Origin of the sequence: Luteibacter sp. dw_328 (assembly GCF_018449605.1) — a bacterium.
GTDB lineage: Bacteria > Pseudomonadota > Gammaproteobacteria > Xanthomonadales > Rhodanobacteraceae > Luteibacter.
The window spans coordinates 311,802-333,764 of the sequence record NZ_JAAVUW010000001.1; the positions used below are offsets into that span (position 1 = coordinate 311,802).

Consider the following 21,963-nt stretch of genomic DNA (forward strand, 5'->3'; position numbering starts at 1 on the left):
ATGGCTACTCCCATCACTGGTAAGAACACGGCCGTCATGAGCCCGGTTCATTTTCTTCTCGTCGACGACCTCGAGGACAACCTCGTTGCCCTCGAGGCACTCTTGCGCCGTGACGACCTGGTGTTGCTCAGGGCCCGCTCGGGAGAAGAGGCGCTGGAACTCCTGCTCATCCACGACGTGGCGTTGGGACTGCTCGATGTGCAGATGCCGGGCATGGATGGCTTCGAACTCGCCGAGCTGATGCGCGGCAACGAACGCACGCGTCATGTACCCATTATTTTCCTGACGGCGAGCAATACCGACAGCCAGAGGAAGTTCAGGGGTTATGAAGCGGGTGCGGTCGATTTCATCCAGAAGCCGGTCGAGTGGGACATCCTGCGTAGCAAGACGAAGGTCTTTTTCGACCTGCACCGGCAGAAGCAGCAGCTTGCGGCACAGCGCGACGAGCTCGAAGTTTACGCCGAGACGCTCACCCGTTCTGACCGCTACAAGGACCAGTTCCTCGCCATTCTCGCCCATGAGTTGCGCAACCCGCTCACGCCATTGCGGATGGGTCTGGATGTCCTGCGGGGGCAGCCCTCGCCAGAGCGGACGGAACAGATCCACGGTGTCATGGACCGCCAGCTGGTGCACCTGGTGCGCCTTGTGGATGACCTGCTCGATGTGTCACGCGTCAGCCAGGGCAAGATCGTGCTGAAGCGCGAGAAGGTCGAGATCGCGGAGATCGTCCAGTCGGCGCTTGAAGCGAGCCAGCCGTTTGTCGAGGGTGGCAATCACACGCTCAGGGTCAATACGGGTGCCCGGTCGCTTTGGGTCAACGGCGACAAGACGCGCCTCACGCAGGTGGTGGCGAACCTGCTCAACAATGCGGCCAAGTACACCCCGACGGGCGGCACGCTCACGCTGGATACCTACCGGGACGACCAGGACGTCGTGATTGCCGTGTCCGATAATGGCATGGGTATTCCGAAGGCCATGCAGTCGAACATCTTCGAGCTGTTTACCCAGGTGGGCGAGCACCTGACCCGCTCGCAGGGCGGCCTGGGTATCGGTCTCGCGCTGGTGAAGCAGCTCGTATCGATGCACGAGGGATCGATCTCGGTGAGTAGCGACGGCGAGAACAAGGGCAGCACGTTTGCCGTTCGGCTGCCTCTTCTCGTGGTCAACGACGAGGAGGCCAGCGAGCGCACGGTGACGGACCCCGGGACAAACGGTGGTCCGCTCAGCATCCTGGTCGTCGACGACAACGCGGACATCGCCGAGACCTTCGGCTGGCTGCTGAGCGACATGGGACATGAGTACCGGATCGTTCTCGATGGACGGACGGCGCTGGAGGCTGCCCGTGAGTTCCGGCCGGACGTGGTCCTGCTCGACATCGGGATGCCTTCGATCGACGGCTACGCTGTCTGCCGGGCGTTTCGCGACGATCCCGGCCTCCGATACCTGCCCATCATCGCGCAGACCGGGTGGGGGCAGGAGGCCGACAAGGCCGCGACCGCCCGGGCCGGTTTCGACTACCACCTGGTCAAGCCGGTGGGCTACGGCGAGTTGCAGCAGGCCCTGGCCTTCGTCATGCATGCGGATAGGGCGCAGGCTGGCTGAGGGGTAAACCTTTCCGGCCTCCGCAGGCACTCACCGCTACCGTAGGCCGCTGCCGCGGGATCGCCGATGAATCGGCTCCTACAACAGACAGACGGACGGACAGGGGCGCGGTGCCTGCATGAAGATCGTCTTCGCCAACCAACTGCGAGCGGTCGCCGCGCTGTCGGTTGTGCTGAACCACTACTGGGGTATCTTCTTCGTGCCGGCCGTGCGCGCGATCGTCGGCGTGCCAGCGCGTTTCGTCGTGGAGCAACCGGCATATACGCGGCACGTGTTGTCGCCCGGGGCGGGCGGCTTTCTCTACGGCGCCTTCGGCGTTGGCGTGTTCTTCCTCATAAGCGGTTTCGTCATCCCGATCAGCCTCAGGCATCTGTCGGCGGGGCAATTCCTGGTGCGCCGGTTCTTTCGCATCTATCCCGTCTACTGGTTCTGTCTGCTAATCAGCCTCGCCCTGTACGTGGTGAGTTCGAGGTACTGGTCGACGCCGCTGTCGGGCAGGGTGAGCCTGTCGTTCGTGGCAGAAAATCTCCCGCTGCTTCACAGCGCGGTAGGCATACCGTCGCTGGACTTCGTCTGCTGGTCGTTGGCGGTGGAAGTAAAGTTCTACGTTGTCCTGGCCGTGATCTTCATGCTCGGAACGAGTGCGCACAAGGTGGTCATGCTTTGCGTGGGTTTCCTGGCTTTGGCTTGCCTTGCCACCTACATCACCACGCATGGACAGTATCCGGATTCCGTCTTCTCGTACCTGGTATCCGACATGAAATACATGAGTTTCATGTTCCTCGGCTGCCTGTTCTATTTTGTTCTTTACGGCGAGCTCGACGCGCGGTCGGCCATGGGTTACGGGGTGCTTATCTTTGGCCTGTTCGTCACGATCGGCTCGTTCCATGAAAGGGCGATTTTCGGGCCGCTGGTCAGGAACTACACGTACGCGCTCGTCCTTTTCTGGGCGTGCTATCTGCGCCGGAGTCGATTCAGGAAGAACAGGATCCTCGACTTCCTGGCGGACATCAGCTTCCCGCTTTACCTGGTTCATTCGATGATCGGATACGTGACCATGCCGATCCTGATCGACCACGGCGTGCCCTACACATTGTCCTGGCTCGCGTGCGCGGCTTTGTCGGTGCTTGTCGCGTGTCTTGTCCATAAGTACGTCGAGTTGCCCGTCAATGCCTTCGGAAAGTCCACCTCAGAGGCCCTTGACCGCGGCATCCCGGCACGTATTTGACATTCGTAACTTCCTGAAGCAGCATGTGACAAGGTTCGGACATCTAAACGTCCCATCCCCTGGACACATCGCGAGGCAACACCATCTTGATCCCGCAGCAGCTCACCAACACGCATTCCATGGCCATCGCCCCGTCGATCGCTGCGTGTTGTTGTTGCCGTACTGCCTGATCCGCCAGTGCTGAAGCGCTGAGCCGGGCCGCCACCAAGGCGGCTCTCGTTCGCTGATTCCACTCGCCTTTCGCGGCTAACTTGCCGCGTCGTTACGGCGTTGCCTGCAAAAACGAAGGAATATCCCATGAGGCATCCCCAGCCCTCACGCGCTGCCCTGTCCGTGCTGATCGCGGCTGCCCTGTACGCCCACGCTGCCCAAGCCCAGGACAAACCCAGCGGCGATGCCGGCGATTCGGCCACGAAATTGCAGACGGTCGTGGTCACCGGCACCCGCTCGGTAAATCGTAGCCAGAGCAGCTCCCTGTCGCCGATCGACGTCGTCTCCTCGCAGGATCTCCAGTCCTTCGGCGATACCCAGCTTGGCGCGGTGCTGTCGCGTCTGGCCCCGTCGCTCAACTTCCCCCGCGCCCCGGGCAACGATGGTTCGGGCATTGTCCGGCCGGCCGCGCTGCGCGGTCTTTCGCCCGATGAGACCCTGGTGCTGGTCAACGGGAAGCGCTGGCATACGGGCGCCCTGCTGAACCTGCAGGGCGCGCTTGGCCGGGGCTCAGCGCCTGCCGATCTCAATTCCATTCCGATCTCGGCGATCGACCACATCGAGATCCTTCGCGACGGTGCATCCGCGCAATACGGTTCGGATGCCATCGCCGGTGTGATCAACATCGTTCTGAAGGGCGCTGCGGGGCCGGGTAGCAACGAAGCCAGTGTCACGGCGGGGCGATACAGCGCGGGCGATGGAAAGCAGTGGCAGGGTGAGGCGAGCCTGGGTGTGCCGCTCGGAGGCAACAAGGGCTGGGCACGCCTGAGCGTGGTCGATGGGCATGCCGATGCGACCGACCGGGGAGGACGCGACTTCCGCGACCCCACGTCGCCTGTGTACGGGCAACGCACGCAGCGTATCGGTGAGCCGGACATCACCACTCACCAGGCTTTGTTGAACGTGCAGTACGCGCTGGCGTCGAACGTGGACTTCTACGCCTTCGCGGACACAAGCAGCCGTGAAGGAACGTCGCCCGCACTCTTTCGCACGTACAACAGCTCGCGCAATGTGCCGTCCATTTATCCGGACGGCTACCTGCCGCTCAACGACGTGCGCTCGATCGACAGTGCGGTCGTCGCCGGCGTTCGCGGTACGACAGACAACGGTTGGCGATGGGATATCAGCGGCAACTACGGTCGCAACCGGGTGAGCATCGACCCGATCCATACGCTCAACGTCGACCTGGGCGCGGCCAGTCCCACGCAGTTCAATGCGGGTCGGCTTATCGCGACACAGAAAGCGTTCGACGTCGATATCGCGCGCGATCTCACGCTGGGCTGGTTGGACAACCCGGTGACGCTAGCCTTTGGCGTGGAGTACCTGCATCAGGAATACGAGATCGAGCCGGGCGACCCGGCGTCGTATTTCGGTACGGGCTCGCAGGGATTTCCGGGCTTCCAGCCGGGCGACGCAGGCAAGCACACGCGGCATGACGTGGCCGAGTACCTGAGCCTGGAAAACCAGATCACGGACAAGCTCAGCGGCTCGCTGGCCTTGCGCCACGAGGACTATACGGACTTCGGCAACACGACATCCGGCACGTTATCGGCGCGCTACGACTTCACCGATAGCTTCGCGCTTCGCGGTACGGCGGCCACCGGCTTTCGCGCGCCGTCCTTGCCACAGCAGTTCTATTCGACGACGTCGACCAACGTGATCGGTGGCGTGCCGACGCAGATCCGCAACTTCGCGGTGAACGATCCGGTCGCACAGGCACTTGGCGCCGAGCCGCTGAAGGCGGAGAAGTCGCACAACTACACCTTGGGCGCGGTGTACGCGCCAGGCGCGTGGACGCTGTCGCTGGACCTCTACCAGATCACCATTGGCGATCGTATCGTTCCCTCCGAAAACCTTGTCGGCGATCAGGTGCAAGGATTCCTCGAGAGCCGGGGCTTCTCGAACATCCAGGGTGGCAGTTATTTCACCAACGCCCTGAAGACGCGAACGCGTGGCGTGGACTTCAGCAGTGGCTATCGTCTCGACCTCGGAACGGCCGGAACACTGCAGTTCACTGCCGCGTACAATCGCAACCACACGTCGATCCTTTCCGTGGCGCCCAATCCGCCGCAGCTCGCGGCGAACGGCCTCGAGTTGGTGCGCGTGGGGCATATTGCGCAGGGTTACATCACGAACGGCGCGCCACGCGACAAGATTGCGCTGGGAACGGATTACGGTCTCGGCCATTGGAACTTCCATGGCGCGTTGACTCGCTATGGCCAATTCACCGTCAATCAGGATCCGGTCAGTAATCCCGGTTTCGACCAGGTGTTCCCCGCGCGTTGGCTGCTGGACCTGTCGGGCAGCTATGCGCTTCAGGGCTGGACCTTCACCGCAGGCGTCGACAACCTCACCAACGTCTATCCGCAGAAGTACAAGGCCGGAAGCGACGGTGCCGTGGGAGGCACCTGGCCGTATCCGGACTATTCCCCCTTCGGCTATAGCGGCAGGTATCTGTACACGAGGGTCAGCTATCGCTGGTGACCTGGATCACCTGCCGCGAGAAGCGTTCCATCTCCTCCAGCTGCGGGCTCATCTGCAACAACAGCAGATCAAGGCCCGCGGCGGAGAATTCGGCGATACGGGCGCGTACCTGCGCTGGCGTACCGACCAGCCCGGGACGCAGGCCACGGTTGGAAACCGAGTATTCCTTGATCTTCAGCTCGCGCTCGAGCTGCGTTCCTGAGAGCCACTGGTCGAAGTTGGCAAAGCCGGGCGCCTCGGTATCCAATGCCGTGATGCGCTCGACCTCGGCCAGCGCCTCTTCCTCGGTGTCGCGCACGATCGCATAGGCGGCCATGCCGTACTGCATCGGCGGCTGGCCATTGCGCTCCCTCCGGGCACGCATGTCGGCGATCTTCTCGGCAATGAACGCCGGCTCGTCGCCGTGCATGACATAAGCATCGCAGCGTTCGGCGATAAGCGTCTTGGCGGCCTCGGATTCCCCGCCGGCATAGATGGTCGGCCGTGGTGACGAGAGCGGCTTCGGCTCGCAGATGGCGTCCTTCAGCTGGTATCGCTCACCGGTGAAAGTGAAGGGGGTTTGCGACCAGAGACCATCGATCACCTGCAGCCACTCGTTGGTGCGCGCGTAACGGTCGTCGTGCTGGTCGAATTGCAGGCCGTACTGGTTGGCTTCGTCCGCCCACCAGGAGGAGACGACGTTCAGCGCAAGCCGTCCGCCGGAGATGCGGTCGATATTGGCAGCCTGCTTGGCGAAGAGGGCCGGCTGGTGAAAGTTGGGGCGCACCGCCACCATGATCTCGAGCTTCTTTGTGACGGCTGCCAGGGCCGCCGCACTCGACCAGGCGTCGAGCGCGGGCTCAGTGACGCCTTTGATGTCGTTGAGGTTCAATTCGGCGATGAGTGTGAGGTCATAGCCGATCTCCTCGGCGCGTAGACACAGCCGGCTGAGGTACTCCCAGCTCGCCTCCATGTTCTCGTCGCGGATGTTGCGTAGCCATCCGCCGAAGACAGGCGCCCAGAATCCGTACCTCATGCTGCTTTCCCCGTAGTGGCTTGGATGGCGTGGGACAGGTAGTCGACCAGTTTCTCGTGGGGATCCCATCCCAACACGTTGATCGGATCTGCCACGAAATTGGAAAGACCGTTGATGTCGTAGAACCGGCGCACGCCGTCGCGGTCGTCGATCATGAACTCGATGCCGCCGATGTCCAGCTTCGCGGCGCGCGCGATGGCCTCGGCGGCACGTATCGCTTCGGCATCGGGTTTGAATTCGCTCACGGTGACGGTCGGCTTGTCGATCAGGCAGACATCGGCGGGGCACAGATCGAAGGTGCCGCCATCGGTGTTGAGTGAAATGGCGTAAAGGAACTTGCCGTCGAGGGTTTCCATGCGAACCATGCGCTGGTCGCGCGCCGGCACGTATTCCTGCACCAGGGTGACGCTGTCGATACCCCTGGGTGTGGTCCCGTTGGCGACGGCATGTTCGAGTTCTTCCCGCGTGTCGTAGCGCGACACGCCAGCGCCTGATCCGCCGATATTCACCTTGACGATGACGGGGAAGCGAAGCCCCCGGGTGGCCGCGACGATATCAGCCTGACGGTGGACGACGTGCGTGGCGGGGATATCCAGACCGAGCGACTTGATCACCGACATCTGCCGCGCCTTGGACGCATCGATGGCGAGGGAAGGTGTGCCGTTGATCACCCGTGCGCCGTTTAATTCCCAATGCGCATAGAGCGACTGGGCATAAAAGATGGGGTGTTCGTCCTGCCGCAGGAAGGAGCTCATTGCCAGGCGGCTGAATACCAGTGGGGCCGGAGCGGCTTTCTCGGCGATATCGAACCCATGATCCTCGAAGCGTATGGCCTGGTAAGCCACGCCGCGGCGGTCGAGCGCGGAGAAAAGCGGTTTGAACCATTCGGGGTGTTCGTAAACGATCGCCAGGGAGGGTGCGGACATGCGTTGGTTTCGATCTGTAAGGACTTACAGAGATTTCCCATGGTGCGTGATCAAAGTCAAGTGAAGATGGCAGTATGGACGTCTTAAAGTCCACACGAAGTCTCGCCGTGACGGTCGTCGCTTTGTTCATGCGATCGCTTTCGTCCCCGGAATCAGGCGTTTCGTCCCCAGGCACTGGCACGCGGCCTCGCAAGGTAAGAAAGTGCGAATCGGGTCAGGGTTAAGGGACGGGCGCGCATGGCTTCTCGCAGCATCAAGATGGTCGGCGGCATGGTGGTGCTTCTCGCCGTGGCCACGGCCGCCTTTTATACGCTTTCCGTCGGGGATCTTTTCCGCACGGCTACCAACTCCGTCAGTCGATCGCTTTGCGGGGCGGCTTTCATCTCGCACGTGGATCCCGACCGTCTCTTCCGCGAAGAACAACTGCCGAACATGCGCAGCATCGGCTGGGCCCTTCGTTACCGCGTGGACAGCGAGCACCGTGAGGTCCGCACGACGGTCCTCGGCGCGTTCGGCGCGCGGGCGGTCTTTCGGGAAGGATTGGGATGCCTGCTCGTGCATGGCGGCGAAGAGGTGCCCGATGTGGCCGGCGTCGTTGGCGTAGCGGCTAGCGATACGCCAGACCCGATGGGGCCGGACGTGGTCGAGCCGACCGACGCTGGCCTTCGCCAGGCCCTCGACCTGGCCTTCTCCGAGCCCAATCCCACGAGCCCACGGCTGACCAAGGGCCTCGTCGTACTCCACGACGGCAAGCTCATCGCTGAGCGATATGCACCCGGCTACGGGCCGGAAACGCCAATCTGGGGTCACTCCCTTTCGAAGTCGGTCACCAATGCCCTGGTGGGCGTGCTCGTGCGCGAGGGCAAACTCCGGCTGGATCAGCGAGCGGGTATGCCGGCGGATCCGACGATCACCATCGACCAGTTGTTGCGCATGGATAGCGGGCTGCCTTTCGACGAGACGGACGGGCCGCTCAATCCGATGTCGCGCATGTTCTTCCTCGAAAGCGACATGGCCCGCTATGCGGCGACGGTGCCACTCGTCCATGCACCCGGCATGGCCTGGGCCTATAGCAACCTCGGCTACGTATGGCTCTCTCGCGTGGCGATGGATGCCGCGGGCGCACGCGACGCCGTCGCGGCCGAAGGCTTCGTGCGCAAGGCGTTGTTCGCACCGCTGGGCATGCGTCATGCCGTGATCGAGACCGATGGCGCCGGCACGCCCGTGGGGTCGAGCCATGTTTACGCATCCACCCGCGACTTTGCGCGCTTCGGCCAGCTTTACCTCGACGATGGGGTGATCGACGGCCAGCGAATCCTGCCCGAGGGCTGGGTCGCTTACAGCCACTCGCAAACGCTCGATACCGGCTACGGCGCAGGCTTCTGGACCAACCTGGTCGACAAGGGCAGCGTGCCGGTGTGGGACGCGCCCTGGGGGCTGCCCGAGCTGCCTAAGGACATGTACTTCGCGCGTGGCGCGTTCGGTCAGTACATCGTCATCGTTCCGTCGGAACGGCTGGTCGTTGCGCGCCTGGGCATCAGTATCCGCGGCGGTACGGGCATCGGCGAGGTCGTCGCGAAGATCATCACGGCGCTGCACCGGCAGGCATCGTCGCAGTAATCCTTGCGACATACCTCTCCGACTCGGACTTTTGGGTGCTACCGGACCGCTTGCGTCGTCGCTACGCTCGTTCGTGGCACCTTTGCTGGGGATAAGCATGAGCAGCGTGGAGATCGGCCGGACCTCGTCGAGGGTCGTGCGGCCACCGTTCTATCTCGTCATGTCGTTGGCGATGGCGGCGGTCATCATCGCCGGCTTTTCGCGAACGGTGCCGGACGATTTCACCGCGGGGCCGGCGTTTCCGCTGCTTCTGGCCATCCATGGGACGGTCTTCACCCTCTGGATCGTTCTCTTCGTTGCCCAGCCGGCGATCGTCGCACGCGGCTCGCTCAAGCTTCATCGCCGTGTCGGATGGGTTGGCGCGGGCCTGGCGGCAGCGATGGTCGCGATGGGTCTGGCAGCGACCCTGTATGCGATCCACTCCAGTTCGGTCCCCTCGTTTTTCCCACCGCCCCTGTTCCTGGTGATGAATACGATTGGCATCCTGGTCTTCGGTGGCCTGGTCACCGCAGGCGTGATGTACCGCAAGAAGGCCGAGTGGCACAAGCGCCTGATGCTCTGCGCGACGATTTCCATCCTTGGGCCGGGCATCGGGCGGCTGTTGCCGATGGAATCGTTCGGCCGCGCCGCGCCCCTGGTGATGTTCGCCGCCATCCTGGCCTTCGGACTGGCGGGGCCGATCTACGATGCGATCATCCGGCGTCGTGTGCACCCGGCCTACCTATGGGGCGTTTCGACCATCCTGGTCAGCATGATGATCACGGGGCCGATCGCGTTTACCCCAGCCGCTCGTGCGCTGGTCGCGTTCATTCGCTCGGTGTAGCAGCGCCGGTTAGCCACTGCGCGGCCTCGCGTCGGACCGCCGAGCGATCGAAGCGTGGTGCGACCCAGGCGGTCGATGACATGACACCGGTCGCGCGATAGCGCTTAACGATCTCGACATGGGGCGGCCACCTGACGAAGCGGCGCATGTCGCTCTCGGCTCGCCACACCGAGACCGAACCCGAGCTACGCTCGCCGATATCGACCCAAAGCCAGGTGCCGATGGCGCCGGGTAGTTCCCGCCAGTGGCGTTTCAAGGCAAAGCCGGCAAGAGCGATGCGGGGCAGGTCGGTGAGGCGGAAAGCCCGAAATCGAGTGACGCTCACGAAGACATCGTTGGCGTCGGGCGATTCCGGCCCGTTGCTCCAGCGAGACCAGATCATGGTGCACTCCTAACGACCGACCTGTTTGGGGTCGTAGAAGAACGTCTCTTCCCTGATGCGGTTGCCTTGCCAGGTCTGAAAGGCGATTTCCTCGAGAACCAGGTCTTTTCCATCCTTGGTCCGGATGTCGAATCGCCAGCGGATGGCGACATGATCGCCTTCGATCAGCGGCGGCGCCATCCGGTGGCCGGAGACGGAGACCATGCTTTCGAGGAACTGTTGCTCGCCCTTGACGAGAAGGGCGCGCCCGACGCGCGGTGCTTCGTTGTTCTCCTGGATCGAGGCGTCCGCATGGTAATAGCGCTCGATGGCGGTCACGAAGTCGCCGCTTTCGATGGCATCCATGAAACTGAGAACAGTGGCTTGATTCGGCATGTCGATCACTCCGTGCGTGGTTCGTTCGGAAATACAGACTGCGAGTCGGTAAAGTAACCGACCCGAAGTCTGTAAGTCAAATCCGCGCGCCTTTCGTGATAAAAAGGCGAATGGCACGACAAATCGAACGAAGCGAAACCACGCGCGCCGCCATCATCGAAGCGGCTACCCGGCTCTTCGGCGAACAGGGGTTTGGCGAGACGTCCGTGGACCAGATCGCCGCCGCCGCCCATGTCGCCAAGGGCGCGGTTTACCATCACTTCGCCAGCAAGGAAGCGATCTTCGAACGGGTGTTAGATGCCATCTCCGCCAGCGTCGCCCGCGAAGTGGCGATGGCGGGCCGCCGCGCTTCCGATGCGCTCGACGGCATCGCGCAGGGCACCCGGGCATACTTCCGGCTCTGCTCGAAGGGGCCGACGCGCCGTATCGTCCTGGGCGATGGTCCCGTGGTTCTCGGCTGGCAGCGCTGGCGTGAGATCGATGCCCAACATTTCGGAGCGATGCTTCCCGCTGCCGTGCAGGCAGCGGTGTCCCAGGGCCTCATTGCCAACCAACCCGTCGAGCCGCTGGCAAGGCTGTTGCTCGGTGCCGTCACGGAGGCGGCCATGGTGTGCGCGACCAGTCCATCGCCGTCGCAATCCATGCGGCAGTACAGCGATGCGCTGGAGCGCCTGCTTTCAGGGTTGCGCCTGAACGCCTGAGCGACACCGCTGGACGACCGCTCGACATGCATTCCGGACCGTTCGTCACGGGCGCCGCGCCGTCCATCCTGTCGCGCACTACACGCGTGCGTGTACGTTCTATCGTTGCACGATGGACCCGACTGACGGCACTGTTCTCGACGTGGAGCGTCTCGCATACTTGGCCCGTTCCGCCGGGGAAAACGCCGTGACCGATCCGATGACATGGCCCGTGTGGAAGAAGCGGGCACTGGTGCTGGCCCTGTGGACGGTGCTGGCCGTTTCGTACGCCGCGAGTGCCGTGATCTCCGCGCGTGCCGAAGGCCATCCGGCGGGCTGGACAAGGCCGCTGGTCTGGACCTTCGTCGACTTCTATCTCTGGATGTTCCTGACACCGGTGGTGGCCTGGCTTGGCAGGGCGACCGCGAAGGGCGGTTGGGGACGCTTCTTTGCGATCCACATACCGGCTGGCGCGGTGCTGGCGACGGCGCAGGTACTGCTCACGCTGTCGCTGTACTGGGCGATCTGCGGGCCGTCGGCGTCCATGAAGGGCATGACCTTCGCTGCCTTCGTGCTCATGCAGTTCGTCTACAACGCCCATCTGAGTTTCATCACTTACTGGGTGTTGCTGGTGTTGCTTCGCGCGATCGACTCGCAGCAGCGTCTGCGCGACGAACGACTGCGCAATTCGTACCTGGAAACCCAACTCGTGCAGTCCCAATTGCAGACGCTTCGCGTGCAGCTACAGCCGCATTTCCTGTTCAATACGCTGAATGCGATCTCGGCGCTGGCACTCGCCGACCCGATGCAGGCACGCCTGATGATTTCCCGGTTGAGCGATTTCCTCCGGCTCACGCTGGAGGAACGGCACGCGCAGCAGGTGCCGCTGTCACGCGAGCTCGAGTTCCTCGAGTGCTATCTCGGCATCCAGCAGGTGCGTTTCCAGGATCGCCTGGTGACGCACATGGACGTCGCCAGCGATACGGTGCGTGCCCTCGTGCCCAACATGATCCTGCAACCGCTCGTAGAGAACGCGTTACGCCATGGCCTGCTGGACAAACCCGAGCGCGGCACGTTGCACATCGTGACGCGTCGCCACGGTGACGACCTGCACGTCCAGGTCGACGACGACGGTCTGGGCCTGCCACCGGAAGGCGCGAAGGACGGCATCGGCCTGGGCAACACACGAACGCGGCTGGACATGCTGTTCGGCGGCTCGGCCACGCTGGAGCTGTCGCGGCGTGCCGACGGCGGCACGCGCGTCGAGATGCGCTTCCCCTACCGGGAGCAGACGGCATGAGTGCGCCCGCTATTCGCGCTCTGCTGGTCGACGACGAGATGCTGGCCCGGCTCGCACTCCGCCAGGCGCTGGCATCGCATCCGGATATCGACGTCGTCGGCGAATGCGGCAACGCCACCGAGGCGAAGCAGGCTATCGCGGCCCTGGAGCCGGAGCTGCTGTTCCTGGACATCCGCATGCCGGGCATGGACGGCTTCCGTCTGCTGCACGGGATGCAGCGCAGTACCTTGCCGATGGTCGTTTTTGCGACGGCGTATGGGCAGCATGCCCTGCGCGCGTTCGACGCGAATGCCATCGATTACCTGCTGAAGCCCATCGACCAGGCACGTTTCGACCAGGCCATGTGTCGGGTGCGGCAGCATTGGCAGGGACTGAACGTCGCTTCGGTGAGCGCTCCGACGGCGTATCTCCAACGCATCAGTGTGCCCAGCGGCGAGCACATCCGGGTGATCGCCACCGCTGACATCGACTGGATTCGAGCCGATGGAAACTACGTCCGTATCCATGCCGCCGGTACCTCGCATCTGCACCGCGAGCCGCTGACGGGGCTGCTGGCGACGCTCGATCCCGCGCGCTTTCTGCGCATCCATCGTGGCATCGTGGTCAATGTCGACCGCATCGCCGAGGTGCATCCGCTGTTCCAGGGTAGTGCCGAAGTGGTCCTGCACGATGGCACGAGGCTCAACCTCAGCCGGCGCTTCCGCGCCAGTGCACGCCACGCGCTGGGTATGAGCTGACCGTTCGTAACGTGCCGCTCGCCGCTCGTCCCACACGACACACCATCGATCACATTTCACATGCGCGGCCGTTCCGACAGGCTCATCGTTCATAGGGTCAAACATACCCCGTGACGAGGAACCCCTCATGCGATCGAGCACGTACATCCTGACGACCACGCTTTTTCTCGGCCTCATCGGAGCCACGGCGATGGCCGGTGAACTCCTGGCCCCGGGCATCATCTCGACGGGATTGCAGGAGACGTCGGCGGCGGTGACGCCGGACGGGAAGACGGTGTACTTCATGCGTTCGGACTTCGCCGAAAAGGACGATACGATCCTGGTGTCGCATCGCGACGGAAAGCAATGGTCGGTACCTGAGGTCGCGCCGTTCTCCGGACAGTGGCACGATTCCGAGCCGGCCCTGTCACCTGATGGCAAGCGCCTCTACTTCGTGTCGAACCGTCCGCTGAAGGAGGGCGGTGAAGCCCTTGTCGCGGAGCTGGGCGGAAAGCAGTTTCCCGGCACCAACCTCTGGTACGTGGAGCAGCAGTCGAACGGCAAGTGGGGCACGCCGGTGCACATCGATGGCCAGATCAATGACGGTGCGCAGATCTACAACCCGTCCGTCGCCGCCAGCGGCAATATCTATTTCTCCGCGCACCGGCCCGACTCGGGCAAGCTGTACCAGATCTACGTCGCTCGCCGCACGGAATCGGGTTACGCAGCGCCCGAGCGTGTCGACCTCGGCGATGTGGCCCAGAACCGCATGGATCCCGGCATCGATCCCGACGAGCGTTACATCGTCTACTCGGGCAACGAGGGCGATTCGGTGGGCAGTACCGATATCTACATCAGCTTCCGCGGCGCGGACGGCAAATGGGCCAAGCCGGAACGTTTGCCGGGAGACATCAACAGCACGTCGCTCGACATCGCGCCGGTGCCGGGTCGTGTCTTCGGCGAGGTGTACCTTTCCAGCAATCGTTCCGACGGGCCGCGGTATCCGAAAGTGCGTGACGACCTCGGATCACTGCAGCATCGCCTGTCGTCACCCGAGAACGGCTCACGAAACATCTGGCGTTTCGATATCTCGTTGACCTTGAAAGACCACGGGCTGGACCACTGAGGGAAGGCTCCCGCGCAGCGTCGAAGGCGACGCGCCGAGCAGGCGACGTGTCCATCGGGCGAGGTGGCTGGCGTCGGTAAAGCCTGTCTCCCACGCGGTATCCGCAAGGCTCGCGCCCTCGGCCAGTCGCAGGCGGGCTCGCTCGACTCTTCGTGAGACGACGAACTGATGGACCGATACACCCGTCGCCCGTTGGAACAGCGGCTTGAAATGCGAGACGCTGTAACCGGCGATCCCCGCCAGTGCGGCCAGGCTCAGGTCGTCCGCCAGGTTCGCTTCGATGTACTCGATCACGCGTTGCAGACGCCACGGCGCGAGTACATGGCGGGCTGTCGGTTGACCGGCCATCGGTCGCGAGGACGATAGCGACAGCAGCCTCACCGCCAGTGCACTGGCGAGGCTGTCGGCAAATAGTCGTCCGCCCGGATGGCCTTCGTCGGCTTCCGTCTTCATGAGCCATCCGATGCGTTCGACCTGCGGATCACGAATATGGATGGCCGGCGCGAGGTCGGCAGCGTCACCCTGATGCAGCGCTTCGGCGGCTTCCCGGAACAGGCTCGCCGGCATACGCAGCAGCAACGATCGGGCAGGGGCGGTGAGCGTCCAGCGCGTGGACGAACCCGCCGGCACGACGCAGAACTGCCCGTGCAGCCGGACACCCGATCGCTCCACGCGTCCCGCCCGGTAGGTGACCGGGACGGGTTCGCCGATGTGAAGGCAAAGCACGTGGCGATGATCGACCGGTGAGTCGAAGCGGCCTTCGGGTACCGGCGAGGTAAGGGCGTCCAGCAGGGCGACGCCATCGGCATGCCCGGCGGCGAGCAAGGCCTCGGGCGGCGGTGGATAGCAGGCGGGACGCGGCGTCATGGGCCGATCGTTCTACCAGGCGGGGTCCGATGCAAGTGCCTGACGCCGATCATCCGTTTGTACTCGTGGTCGTCCCTTTGTGCGGGCGCCGTGGCCCCGCCACGCGACAGCATGGCCCCATCATCCCTCTGAAGGCACTCCGATGCAGCGTCGTGATTTCCTCCTGCGTACCGCGGCTGTCACCGCTGCCGCCCTGGTGGCGGGGCCGGTGTCGAAGCTGGCTCGTGCGTCATCCGTCACGCCACCCGACCCGGGCATGAGCGAGGCCGCGTGGTTCGCGGCCAATCGCCGATACGCTTCACTGCCTTTCGGCCGCATCGCTTACGTCGAGCGGGGCAGAGGTCCAGCGGCGCTGTTTCTCCACGGCGCACCCTTGAATGGCTTCCAGTGGCGCGGTGCGATACAGCGACTGGCCTCCTTCCGGCGCTGCATCGCCCCGGACTTCATGGGACTGGGGTACTCGGATATTCCGAAGGAGCAATCCCTGGCGCCACGGGCGCAGGCGCAGATGCTCGCCGCCCTGCTGGACAGCCTGGGTGTGACCTCGGTCGACATCGTCGCCAGCGACAGCGGCACGGCCGTGGCTCAACTATTCCTCTGGCACTACCCGCAGCGGGTCCGAACGCTCCTGCTGACCAATGGCGATGTCGAAGTCGACAGCCCGCCGGCCGGCGTGAAGCCGGCGATCGACATGGCGAGGGCCGGCAAGCTCGCCGATGTCACGGCGATGTGGCTGACGGATCAAGCGTCGGCGCGATCCACCTTTGGCGCCGCCGTTTATCGTGACCCGTCCACACTGACAAATGCCTCGATCGCGTATTACGTGACGCCCTTGGTGAGCTCGCCGCTGCGACGTTCGCAGTACGAGTCGTATCACCTCGAACTCGCGACAAATCCCCTGGTCGGTGTCGAAGCTGTGCTTTCCCGCAGCCCGGTCCCTACGCGGATGGTATGGGGCGCGAAGGACACACTCTTCGCCGTGAGTGACGCCCGGTATCTCGAGCGGACGGCTGGACAGTCGCGAGGCGTTCGCCTCGTCCCCGAAGGGAAGCTGTTCTTCCAGGAGGAATACCCGGAGGTGATCGCCGACGAGGCGAGGCGACTCTGGGGTGCCTGAGTAACCCTCATGGCGATCGCGCAGGCATCCCGGGGGCCGATTGACCGGTAGCCAACGCCAACGCCGCCGCGGCGGTGAACGCGTCGGCGCGCGCATCCTCATCGTCCGCTTGCGCCGTGCTCAGGGCACTGGCTTCGCCAGCGAGGTCGTCGAAGGTGCCGAGACCGTTGCGAAAAGCGGCGAGCGCGGCATCGTGTGCGATGGTCGCCGTGCGCGTCACTTCGGCCGCCGCCGTTGCTGAAGCAAGGGCGGTTTGCAGGGTGCTGAAAGCCTCCGCGACCTGTTTGCCGGCGACGTCGCGGGAGTGGCGATACGCGTCTGTCGCGGCATCGCGCTCGGCGGTGGCCAGCGCCAGCTTCGAACGCCGTGCGCCGCCGTCGAATAGCGTCCACGAGAACTGCAGGAAGATGGCGCCGCCGGGTCGGTGTACGGACGACCAGGGGCCACCGTCCGAGCGCAACCTGCCGTCGTTGAAGAAGGCTTGCCCGGTGGCGCCGACAGTCGGTCGAAAATCGGCGGTCGCCTCGCGAATCGTCGCCTCGGCTGCTTCGATCTTGCCCCTGGCCGCGATGAGGTCCGGCCGCTCGGAGAGCGCTTCGTTGACGTACGTGTCGACGCGGGAGGCTGGCGGAAGAGGCAGGGCTTGTCCGGTGCTGCCGGCGACCTGAAGCGCGGTCCCCGCGGGCAGACCGATGTCGGCGATGAGGGTGGCCTGTGCAATATCCGCCGCTCCCTGGGCTCTTACGACGGCGAAGCGCGCCTGCGCGAGCTGACGGTCCGAGCGAGCCTGTTCGACCGAGGTGGCGACGCCACGGCGCCGGCGTTCGCTCACCGCCTCGTTGTCGATTCGAGCCGTTTCGAGTCCTTTCTTTGCTGCGCCAAGCTTGCCCGTGGATGCGCCGAGCGCGTAGTAATCGTGACTCACGGTGTAGACGAGCTTCTGGTGCGCTCCGGTGAAAGCGACATTGGCGACGAAGGTCTGCGCATTGGCGCGGTCGAGAACCGCATCGCGCCGGCCGAAGTCGAAAAGCAGCCATTTAGCCGTCAAGGTCGGAAGCACTTCGCGCGTGTCGGAGATGAAATAGCCCTTGGGAACCAGATTGGACGGCGCAGCCAACGGCGTTCGCTGCGCACCACCGAGCGCCTCGATGGCGAGCTGTGGAAGATACGCACTACGGGCGATGCCGGCAGCGGCTGCCGCGGCGCGCGCTTCGTTCCAGGCTTCGCTCGTTTCGGGGCTGAGTTGCTCGGCCATGTCGATGAGCGCTGCCAGGTCGTAGCTTTGTCCCGGAATGACCGCAGGCGGAGGTGCGGCCGGGGCCGGCAGAGGTAGCAGCGCCAGTACTAACGCGCACCGGCGCAGACGGGCTTCAGCGTGCATCAGTCGTCTCCCGATCGAGCGCATCCAGCGCCTCCAGCAGCGACATACGCCGGACGTCGTCCACGGGTTGCTCGGCGAGGCACGCGTTGGACCACCCGACCACGTGCGCAAGCGGCATGAGTACACGTCGTGGCGCTAGCAGGGTGTCTGGCGACGTACCGATATCAAACGATGCCAGGAGACACAGTCGGGAGGCCTCTTCCAGATCGCCGGCCACCGCGACGATGTCGACCGCTGCGGGCGGCCTCGCGGCGTCGAGCAAGCGCCTTTGCCGCCCGATCAGGCGGGCAAGCACAGCCCTCGCCGATGCCTTCGTGCCGACAGGCCATAGCGTCGAGAAGACCAGCGACATGGCGATATTCCCCAGTACGATGCCAACCAGACGGTCACGCAGGATCGTCAGGTCGTCCGTCGGGCCGGTGTCCTGAAGCACGCCGAGATAGAAGGCAAAGGCCATCTGCAAGCCGGCGTAGGCGAGCAGGGGGCTGGACGTAGCCACCCAGGTGCAGAGCAGGGTCACCGACGCGAAGAGCACGACGAAACCGCCGATATCGTCCATCACGGGGAACAGGAATACGATCGACACGCCGGCGAGTACGCCGCCGATAAGCGCACCGGAGAGGCGAAGGCCGAGCTTGTGAATCGTTTCGCCCGTACTACTGAGGGCAACGAAGAAGCACGTGATGATCGACGTGCGAAGGCCCGACCAGTCCAGCCCGGAGTAGATGATGTAGCAGGCCATCGCCGCCAGCGTGGCCTTGAACGCGAATCGCACACCCGCGATGTGGTCTTGACGGCTGGGCGTGGCCGGAAGAGGGGTCGCGTTTTCATCGGCGGGGTGTTCCAACTGCCGTTCGAGATCCCGGCGGGTGCGCTCGAGAAGCGTCTTGTCCCCCTGACTCGCGCCCAGCGACGCCACTTGCTCGAGCTGCACGACAACAGCCAGGCGACGGAGCGCCTGCGGGCCGAGGCGTGAGGCCAGGCTGGCCAGTTCGCGCAAGGAAATCGACGGTGTTGCCCCGCTCACGCGCTCCTGCAGGCCATCGGCAAACACCAGGGCGGGCCTGCGTCCGATGAGCAGTTCGACCAGGGGCACCAGGGTGCAGGCGCAGAAAACCAGCAGCAATAGCCAGAGCAGCAGGTGCGTCAGCGCCTCGGTATCCGGTATCTGGTCGACCAGCGTCTGCGTGACGACGAGCAGGAAGCCGCTGAGGAACAGCACGGGTCCCAGCTTCGGTATGCGTGAGAAGTACATCGCGCCGAACATCACCACGGTCATGGCGGGTATACGAAGCGCGGGCTCGTCGACGTCCAGCATGTACAACACGATGCTGAAGGCGATCGCCACGGTCGCGGCGGCGAGCGCCCCGATGGACAGCGTGATCGATGTGACGAGGTCGCGCTGCGATGCCATCAGCACCACGTAGGCGCCGTAAGCAGGCAAGGGCACGCGGTAGACGAGGAACACGGTCGCGAGGAAGGTCGCGCAGCCGGTCATGCTGGCCATACGCGCCCAGCGAGCACGGTTCATTCCCAGCTCGTGGCGCACGAGACTCATCCATGCGGGCGGTGCATCAGCGAACATGCGGGCCTCGCACGACGACCGTCACCGTCGCGCCGATGCGCATCAGCGCAGGCGGGGGATTGTCCAGGAGGATCCGTACCGGGAAGCGCTGGGCGATGACGACCCATTTCAGTGACCGCTCCACGGTCGGCAAACCGGGTCCGCCACCCACCTCGCCCTGCACGCCGGGACTAAGGCTTTCCACGTGGCCAGGCACGCTGCGCGCCGTATCGCCGAGCAGCCAGACGGAAGCGCGGTCGCCCACGGCCATGCCGGACAGATCGGTTTCACGGAAGTCCGCCACGGCGTACCAACGGCGCGCGTCGACCAGGGTGAACAGCGGGTGTCCGGCGACGGCGTACGTTCCCTCGGCAATCTGCAGGCCGGTCACGACGCCGTCGAACGGGGCGACGAGGCGTGTCATGCGCAGGTCGCGCTCGGCCAGCAACAGGGAGGCTCGCGATCCCTCCAGTTGGGCTTCCAGCGTGTGGGTGTCGCTGACGCCCTGCCGCGCCTGGTCGGCCTGACTCGACGCGGCGTCCAATGCGGCGGCGGCGGAACGTTGGTTGGCGATGGCTTCATCCAGCTTTTGCTGGGTGACATAGCCGGGCGCCACCATCGGTTGCAGCCGTGCGAGCGTTTCGTCGGCCAGCTTCAACTGGGTCCGGGCGCGAACGACATTGGTTTGTGCGGCCTGGGCGCCCGAATTCTGCGACGTGACCTGACGGCCCGCGAGACTCACCTGCGCTTCGAGCGCGGCGACCTGGGCATGCGCTTGCCGCAGATGCAGCTCGTAAGGCTCCGGATCGATCTCGATCAGCAGGTCGCCCGCGTGCACCGCCTGGTTGTCGTGCGTGTGGATGGCAACGATGCGCCCGCCTACGTCCGGCGCGAGCGCGGTGGTATCGGCATACAGGTAAGCCACGTGGGTGCGGGGCTGCGCATCGATGCGGAGAAGCACCAGGGTAAAGAACAGGACGGCGAGGACGACCGCGATAGCGGTCGCCACGATACCGGCACGGCGCGAGGGCGCGGTCATGCCAGCCACACGAGGTAGCTACCGAACGTAAACGCCGCGGCGCAGGCCAGGTAAAAAAGGACGGGCATGGGCAGGGCGACATCCCAATGGCGCCTGACGCAGATCGCGCGCACCACGAAGGCGAAGATCACGCCCAGCAGGGCGAACAGCAGCCACGTAGGAAAGAACGAGCCGAAGACGGAAAGGGTCGGTGACATCATGGTCGCTCCGGGGTAGCGGTTCGGTCGCTGACCTGCCGCAGTTGAATAGCCACGTGCAGCCTGGCCAGCCAGTTCATGTCGCTCAGGTCCGCCCAGAGGATTTCCTCGATGCGGCCGAGTCGGTAATTGAGGGTGTTGGGATGAATGCCCAGGTGCTCCGAGGTTTGCTTGCGGTGCTGGCCGTGTTCGAAGAACGCGGAGAGCGTCTGCAGGAGTTCCTGCTCGTGAGAGAGGCGGTCGATCAGCGCCTCGAGGTAGCGAAGCGCGTTGTCCGAGCGCAGCGCGCTTTCCTCGAGGACAAAGTCGGAATAGGAGGAGATCGGAGCGCCGGCCCCTGCGAGTCGGCTCGACTCCAGGGCACGCAAGGCCTCGTTGACGCTCGCCGCCCAGCCTGCCGCGCCGGCGTTCATCAGGCCGATCCCGATCGCGCGGACATCGCGCGTACTGTCCATGACTTCCCTGGCATAGGCACGCATGAAGGTATCGGTCGCGAGTACCGAATCGCCCCGGACCGTCGGCAGCCAGATCACCACGTGGCCGCGATGAAAGGTACGGACGAGGTCGCCGGCGGAAACCTTGAGGCAACGCGAGACAGACAGCACGATGCGGTCGAGCTCGCCTTCCATGCGCGAGGGCAGTACTTCGGGCAGGTCCACCTCGAGCGCGAGGGCCACCCGTGGCGTTTCGGGGTCCAGTCCCAGGGCTTCGGTCGTACGTCGGAAGGCTGCCGCATCGTCGGAGAAGCTGAAGATGATGCTGAGCAGTTCATAGCGCAGCGCGTCCCGCCAGCGCGCTCGTTGGTACTGCTCGTCGACATAGGCCGACGCCAGCCGTTGCGACAGTGCGTCGAAGAAGTCGAGCAGGAATGGCGAGAACAGTCTGAGCAGTTGCTCGCGGGATTCCGGTCCCGTGCCGCACTGCTCGAGCAAGGCATGCCAGAGTTCGCGCGAGCCCAGGCGCACGGCGTGCAGGAGACTGGAGAGGGGAACGCCTTGATGGACGCGACGTCGGCCCGATTCGGCCACGGTCAGCAGTTCTTCATCGCTGGGCGCGCGGCCGTCCACGATCGCTGTCAGCCATAGCCGTGCCGCGAACTCGACGGCATCACGGACATCCGCGCGGATGGATGCGGGGAGGGCCGCGTAGGCGGGATCGCCATGAAGCAGCGCATGGCTCGCGCGCTCGACGATGGCCTGCGGATGCCGGGCCAGTGCGATCGCTACATCGGCAAGCCTGCCGCTTGCCTGCGGCACGAAGTGGTCCATGTGGGATCCCCACGGCGGAGCGCCGATGGGGAGGGATTTAAGC

The 21,963-nt window shown here is 64.4% G+C and carries 20 protein-coding genes; 10 read left to right on the forward strand and 10 right to left on the reverse strand.

The genetic code is table 11. The annotated features are described in order from the left end of the window. The 3 genes from HB634_RS01370 (at position 1) to HB634_RS01380 (ending at position 5,524) form a co-directional block, all read left to right on the forward strand. A complete protein-coding gene (locus HB634_RS01370; RefSeq protein ID WP_213947188.1) occupies positions 1-1,602 on the forward strand; it encodes a response regulator in 1,602 nt (533 codons plus the stop codon). Between the two features lie 118 nt (positions 1,603-1,720). Beyond that, positions 1,721-2,830 carry an acyltransferase gene (locus HB634_RS01375; protein ID WP_213947190.1) on the forward strand — a complete coding sequence of 370 codons (1,110 nt, stop codon included), beginning with the start codon at positions 1,721-1,723 and terminating at the stop codon, positions 2,828-2,830. A 297-nt stretch (positions 2,831-3,127) separates the two neighbouring features. Next, a complete protein-coding gene (locus tag HB634_RS01380) occupies positions 3,128-5,524 on the forward strand; it encodes a TonB-dependent receptor (RefSeq protein WP_213947191.1) in 2,397 nt (798 codons plus the stop codon). On the opposite strand, the gene HB634_RS01385 is transcribed toward HB634_RS01380, so the two are convergent. Beyond that, positions 5,508-6,539: an LLM class flavin-dependent oxidoreductase gene (locus tag HB634_RS01385; RefSeq protein WP_213947192.1), complete on the reverse strand. Its 1,032-nt coding sequence runs from the start codon at positions 6,537-6,539 to the stop codon at positions 5,508-5,510. The genes HB634_RS01380 and HB634_RS01385 overlap by 17 nt on opposite strands. Next, a complete protein-coding gene (locus HB634_RS01390) occupies positions 6,536-7,465 on the reverse strand; it encodes a hypothetical protein (RefSeq protein WP_213947193.1) in 930 nt (309 codons plus the stop codon). Before HB634_RS01390 ends, HB634_RS01385 begins: the two co-directional genes overlap by 4 nt. Before the next feature lie 237 nt (positions 7,466-7,702). Here HB634_RS01390 and HB634_RS01395 point away from each other — a divergent pair, with 237 nt between their 5' ends. Both HB634_RS01395 and HB634_RS01400 read left to right on the forward strand, forming a co-directional pair. Beyond that, entirely contained in the window at positions 7,703-9,085 is a 1,383-nt protein-coding gene (locus tag HB634_RS01395) for a serine hydrolase (RefSeq protein ID WP_213947194.1), read from the forward strand. Between the two features lie 97 nt (positions 9,086-9,182). Next, positions 9,183-9,908, forward strand: coding sequence for a hypothetical protein (locus tag HB634_RS01400; protein WP_213947195.1), 726 nt, complete (start codon positions 9,183-9,185; stop codon positions 9,906-9,908). Here HB634_RS01400 and HB634_RS01405 read toward each other — a convergent pair. Together HB634_RS01405 and HB634_RS01410 are read right to left on the reverse strand one after the other, a co-directional pair. Then, complete coding sequence (locus tag HB634_RS01405) at positions 9,892-10,290, reverse strand: hypothetical protein (protein WP_213947197.1); 399 nt, start codon at positions 10,288-10,290, stop codon at positions 9,892-9,894. The genes HB634_RS01400 and HB634_RS01405 overlap by 17 nt on opposite strands. 9 nt (positions 10,291-10,299) lie before the next feature. Then, the gene (locus HB634_RS01410) at positions 10,300-10,665 is read right to left on the reverse strand and encodes a nuclear transport factor 2 family protein (RefSeq protein ID WP_213947198.1); all 366 of its coding nucleotides are present in this window, start codon (positions 10,663-10,665) and stop codon (positions 10,300-10,302) included. A 110-nt stretch (positions 10,666-10,775) separates the two neighbouring features. On the opposite strand from HB634_RS01410, the gene HB634_RS01415 reads away from it, so the two are divergent. From HB634_RS01415 to HB634_RS01430, 4 genes are all read left to right on the forward strand, one after another. Further along, the gene (locus tag HB634_RS01415; protein ID WP_213947200.1) at positions 10,776-11,366 is read left to right on the forward strand and encodes a TetR/AcrR family transcriptional regulator; all 591 of its coding nucleotides are present in this window, start codon (positions 10,776-10,778) and stop codon (positions 11,364-11,366) included. 187 nt (positions 11,367-11,553) lie between these two features. Next, positions 11,554-12,645 (forward strand): histidine kinase, encoded by a 1,092-nt coding sequence (locus HB634_RS01420; RefSeq protein WP_345777444.1) that lies wholly within the window; start codon positions 11,554-11,556, stop codon positions 12,643-12,645. After that, on the forward strand, positions 12,642-13,382 hold the full coding sequence (locus tag HB634_RS01425; RefSeq protein WP_063571720.1) for a response regulator: 741 nt from the start codon (positions 12,642-12,644) through the stop codon (positions 13,380-13,382). The genes HB634_RS01420 and HB634_RS01425 overlap by 4 nt, the downstream gene beginning before the upstream one ends. A gap of 127 nt (positions 13,383-13,509) precedes the next feature. Then, positions 13,510-14,487 carry a PD40 domain-containing protein gene (locus HB634_RS01430; protein ID WP_213947204.1) on the forward strand — a complete coding sequence of 326 codons (978 nt, stop codon included), beginning with the start codon at positions 13,510-13,512 and terminating at the stop codon, positions 14,485-14,487. On the opposite strand, the gene HB634_RS01435 is transcribed toward HB634_RS01430, so the two are convergent. Then, the gene (locus HB634_RS01435) at positions 14,425-15,354 is read right to left on the reverse strand and encodes an AraC family transcriptional regulator (protein ID WP_213947205.1); all 930 of its coding nucleotides are present in this window, start codon (positions 15,352-15,354) and stop codon (positions 14,425-14,427) included. The genes HB634_RS01430 and HB634_RS01435 overlap by 63 nt on opposite strands. A 142-nt stretch (positions 15,355-15,496) precedes the next feature. Between HB634_RS01435 and HB634_RS01440 the strand changes: the two genes are divergently transcribed. Then, positions 15,497-16,471, forward strand: a complete 975-nt coding sequence (locus tag HB634_RS01440) for an alpha/beta hydrolase (RefSeq protein ID WP_213947206.1) — start codon at positions 15,497-15,499, stop codon at positions 16,469-16,471. A 7-nt stretch (positions 16,472-16,478) separates the two neighbouring features. Here HB634_RS01440 and HB634_RS01445 read toward each other — a convergent pair whose 3' ends face one another. The 5 genes from HB634_RS01445 to HB634_RS01465 are packed head-to-tail and all read right to left on the reverse strand — an operon-like array spanning position 16,479 to position 21,920. Further along, complete coding sequence (locus tag HB634_RS01445) at positions 16,479-17,852, reverse strand: TolC family protein (protein ID WP_213947207.1); 1,374 nt, start codon at positions 17,850-17,852, stop codon at positions 16,479-16,481. Next, positions 17,842-19,383 (reverse strand): FUSC family protein, encoded by a 1,542-nt coding sequence (locus HB634_RS01450; RefSeq protein WP_213947208.1) that lies wholly within the window; start codon positions 19,381-19,383, stop codon positions 17,842-17,844. Before HB634_RS01450 ends, HB634_RS01445 begins: the two co-directional genes overlap by 11 nt. 43 nt (positions 19,384-19,426) lie before the next feature. Beyond that, entirely contained in the window at positions 19,427-20,455 is a 1,029-nt protein-coding gene (locus HB634_RS01455; RefSeq protein ID WP_213947209.1) for an HlyD family efflux transporter periplasmic adaptor subunit, read from the reverse strand. Then, positions 20,452-20,655, reverse strand: a complete 204-nt coding sequence (locus tag HB634_RS01460; protein ID WP_082879098.1) for a YtcA family lipoprotein — start codon at positions 20,653-20,655, stop codon at positions 20,452-20,454. The genes HB634_RS01455 and HB634_RS01460 overlap by 4 nt, the downstream gene beginning before the upstream one ends. Beyond that, entirely contained in the window at positions 20,652-21,920 is a 1,269-nt protein-coding gene (locus HB634_RS01465) for a helix-turn-helix domain-containing protein (RefSeq protein WP_213947211.1), read from the reverse strand. The genes HB634_RS01460 and HB634_RS01465 overlap by 4 nt, the downstream gene beginning before the upstream one ends. Positions 21,921-21,963: the final 43 nt, after the last annotated feature.

What these genes read in the sequence shown, in the direction of transcription:
- HB634_RS01450 (WP_213947208.1), bottom strand. Translation starts at nt 19,383, where the DNA reads ATGAACCGTGCTCGCTGGGCGCGTATGGCCAGCATGACCGGCTGCGCG.
- HB634_RS01430 (WP_213947204.1), top strand. Translation starts at nt 13,510, where the DNA reads ATGCGATCGAGCACGTACATCCTGACGACCACGCTTTTTCTCGGCCTC.
- HB634_RS01435 (WP_213947205.1), bottom strand. Translation starts at nt 15,354, where the DNA reads ATGACGCCGCGTCCCGCCTGCTATCCACCGCCGCCCGAGGCCTTGCTC.
- HB634_RS01390 (WP_213947193.1), bottom strand. Translation starts at nt 7,465, where the DNA reads ATGTCCGCACCCTCCCTGGCGATCGTTTACGAACACCCCGAATGGTTC.
- HB634_RS01375 (WP_213947190.1), top strand. Translation starts at nt 1,721, where the DNA reads ATGAAGATCGTCTTCGCCAACCAACTGCGAGCGGTCGCCGCGCTGTCG.
- HB634_RS01415 (WP_213947200.1), top strand. Translation starts at nt 10,776, where the DNA reads ATGGCACGACAAATCGAACGAAGCGAAACCACGCGCGCCGCCATCATC.
- HB634_RS01425 (WP_063571720.1), top strand. Translation starts at nt 12,642, where the DNA reads ATGAGTGCGCCCGCTATTCGCGCTCTGCTGGTCGACGACGAGATGCTG.
- HB634_RS01465 (WP_213947211.1), bottom strand. Translation starts at nt 21,920, where the DNA reads ATGGACCACTTCGTGCCGCAGGCAAGCGGCAGGCTTGCCGATGTAGCG.
- HB634_RS01410 (WP_213947198.1), bottom strand. Translation starts at nt 10,665, where the DNA reads ATGCCGAATCAAGCCACTGTTCTCAGTTTCATGGATGCCATCGAAAGC.
- HB634_RS01460 (WP_082879098.1), bottom strand. Translation starts at nt 20,655, where the DNA reads ATGATGTCACCGACCCTTTCCGTCTTCGGCTCGTTCTTTCCTACGTGG.
- HB634_RS01455 (WP_213947209.1), bottom strand. Translation starts at nt 20,455, where the DNA reads ATGACCGCGCCCTCGCGCCGTGCCGGTATCGTGGCGACCGCTATCGCG.
- HB634_RS01370 (WP_213947188.1), top strand. Translation starts at nt 1, where the DNA reads ATGGCTACTCCCATCACTGGTAAGAACACGGCCGTCATGAGCCCGGTT.
- HB634_RS01400 (WP_213947195.1), top strand. Translation starts at nt 9,183, where the DNA reads ATGAGCAGCGTGGAGATCGGCCGGACCTCGTCGAGGGTCGTGCGGCCA.
- HB634_RS01405 (WP_213947197.1), bottom strand. Translation starts at nt 10,290, where the DNA reads ATGATCTGGTCTCGCTGGAGCAACGGGCCGGAATCGCCCGACGCCAAC.
- HB634_RS01380 (WP_213947191.1), top strand. Translation starts at nt 3,128, where the DNA reads ATGAGGCATCCCCAGCCCTCACGCGCTGCCCTGTCCGTGCTGATCGCG.
- HB634_RS01385 (WP_213947192.1), bottom strand. Translation starts at nt 6,539, where the DNA reads ATGAGGTACGGATTCTGGGCGCCTGTCTTCGGCGGATGGCTACGCAAC.
- HB634_RS01440 (WP_213947206.1), top strand. Translation starts at nt 15,497, where the DNA reads ATGCAGCGTCGTGATTTCCTCCTGCGTACCGCGGCTGTCACCGCTGCC.
- HB634_RS01395 (WP_213947194.1), top strand. Translation starts at nt 7,703, where the DNA reads ATGGCTTCTCGCAGCATCAAGATGGTCGGCGGCATGGTGGTGCTTCTC.
- HB634_RS01445 (WP_213947207.1), bottom strand. Translation starts at nt 17,852, where the DNA reads ATGCACGCTGAAGCCCGTCTGCGCCGGTGCGCGTTAGTACTGGCGCTG.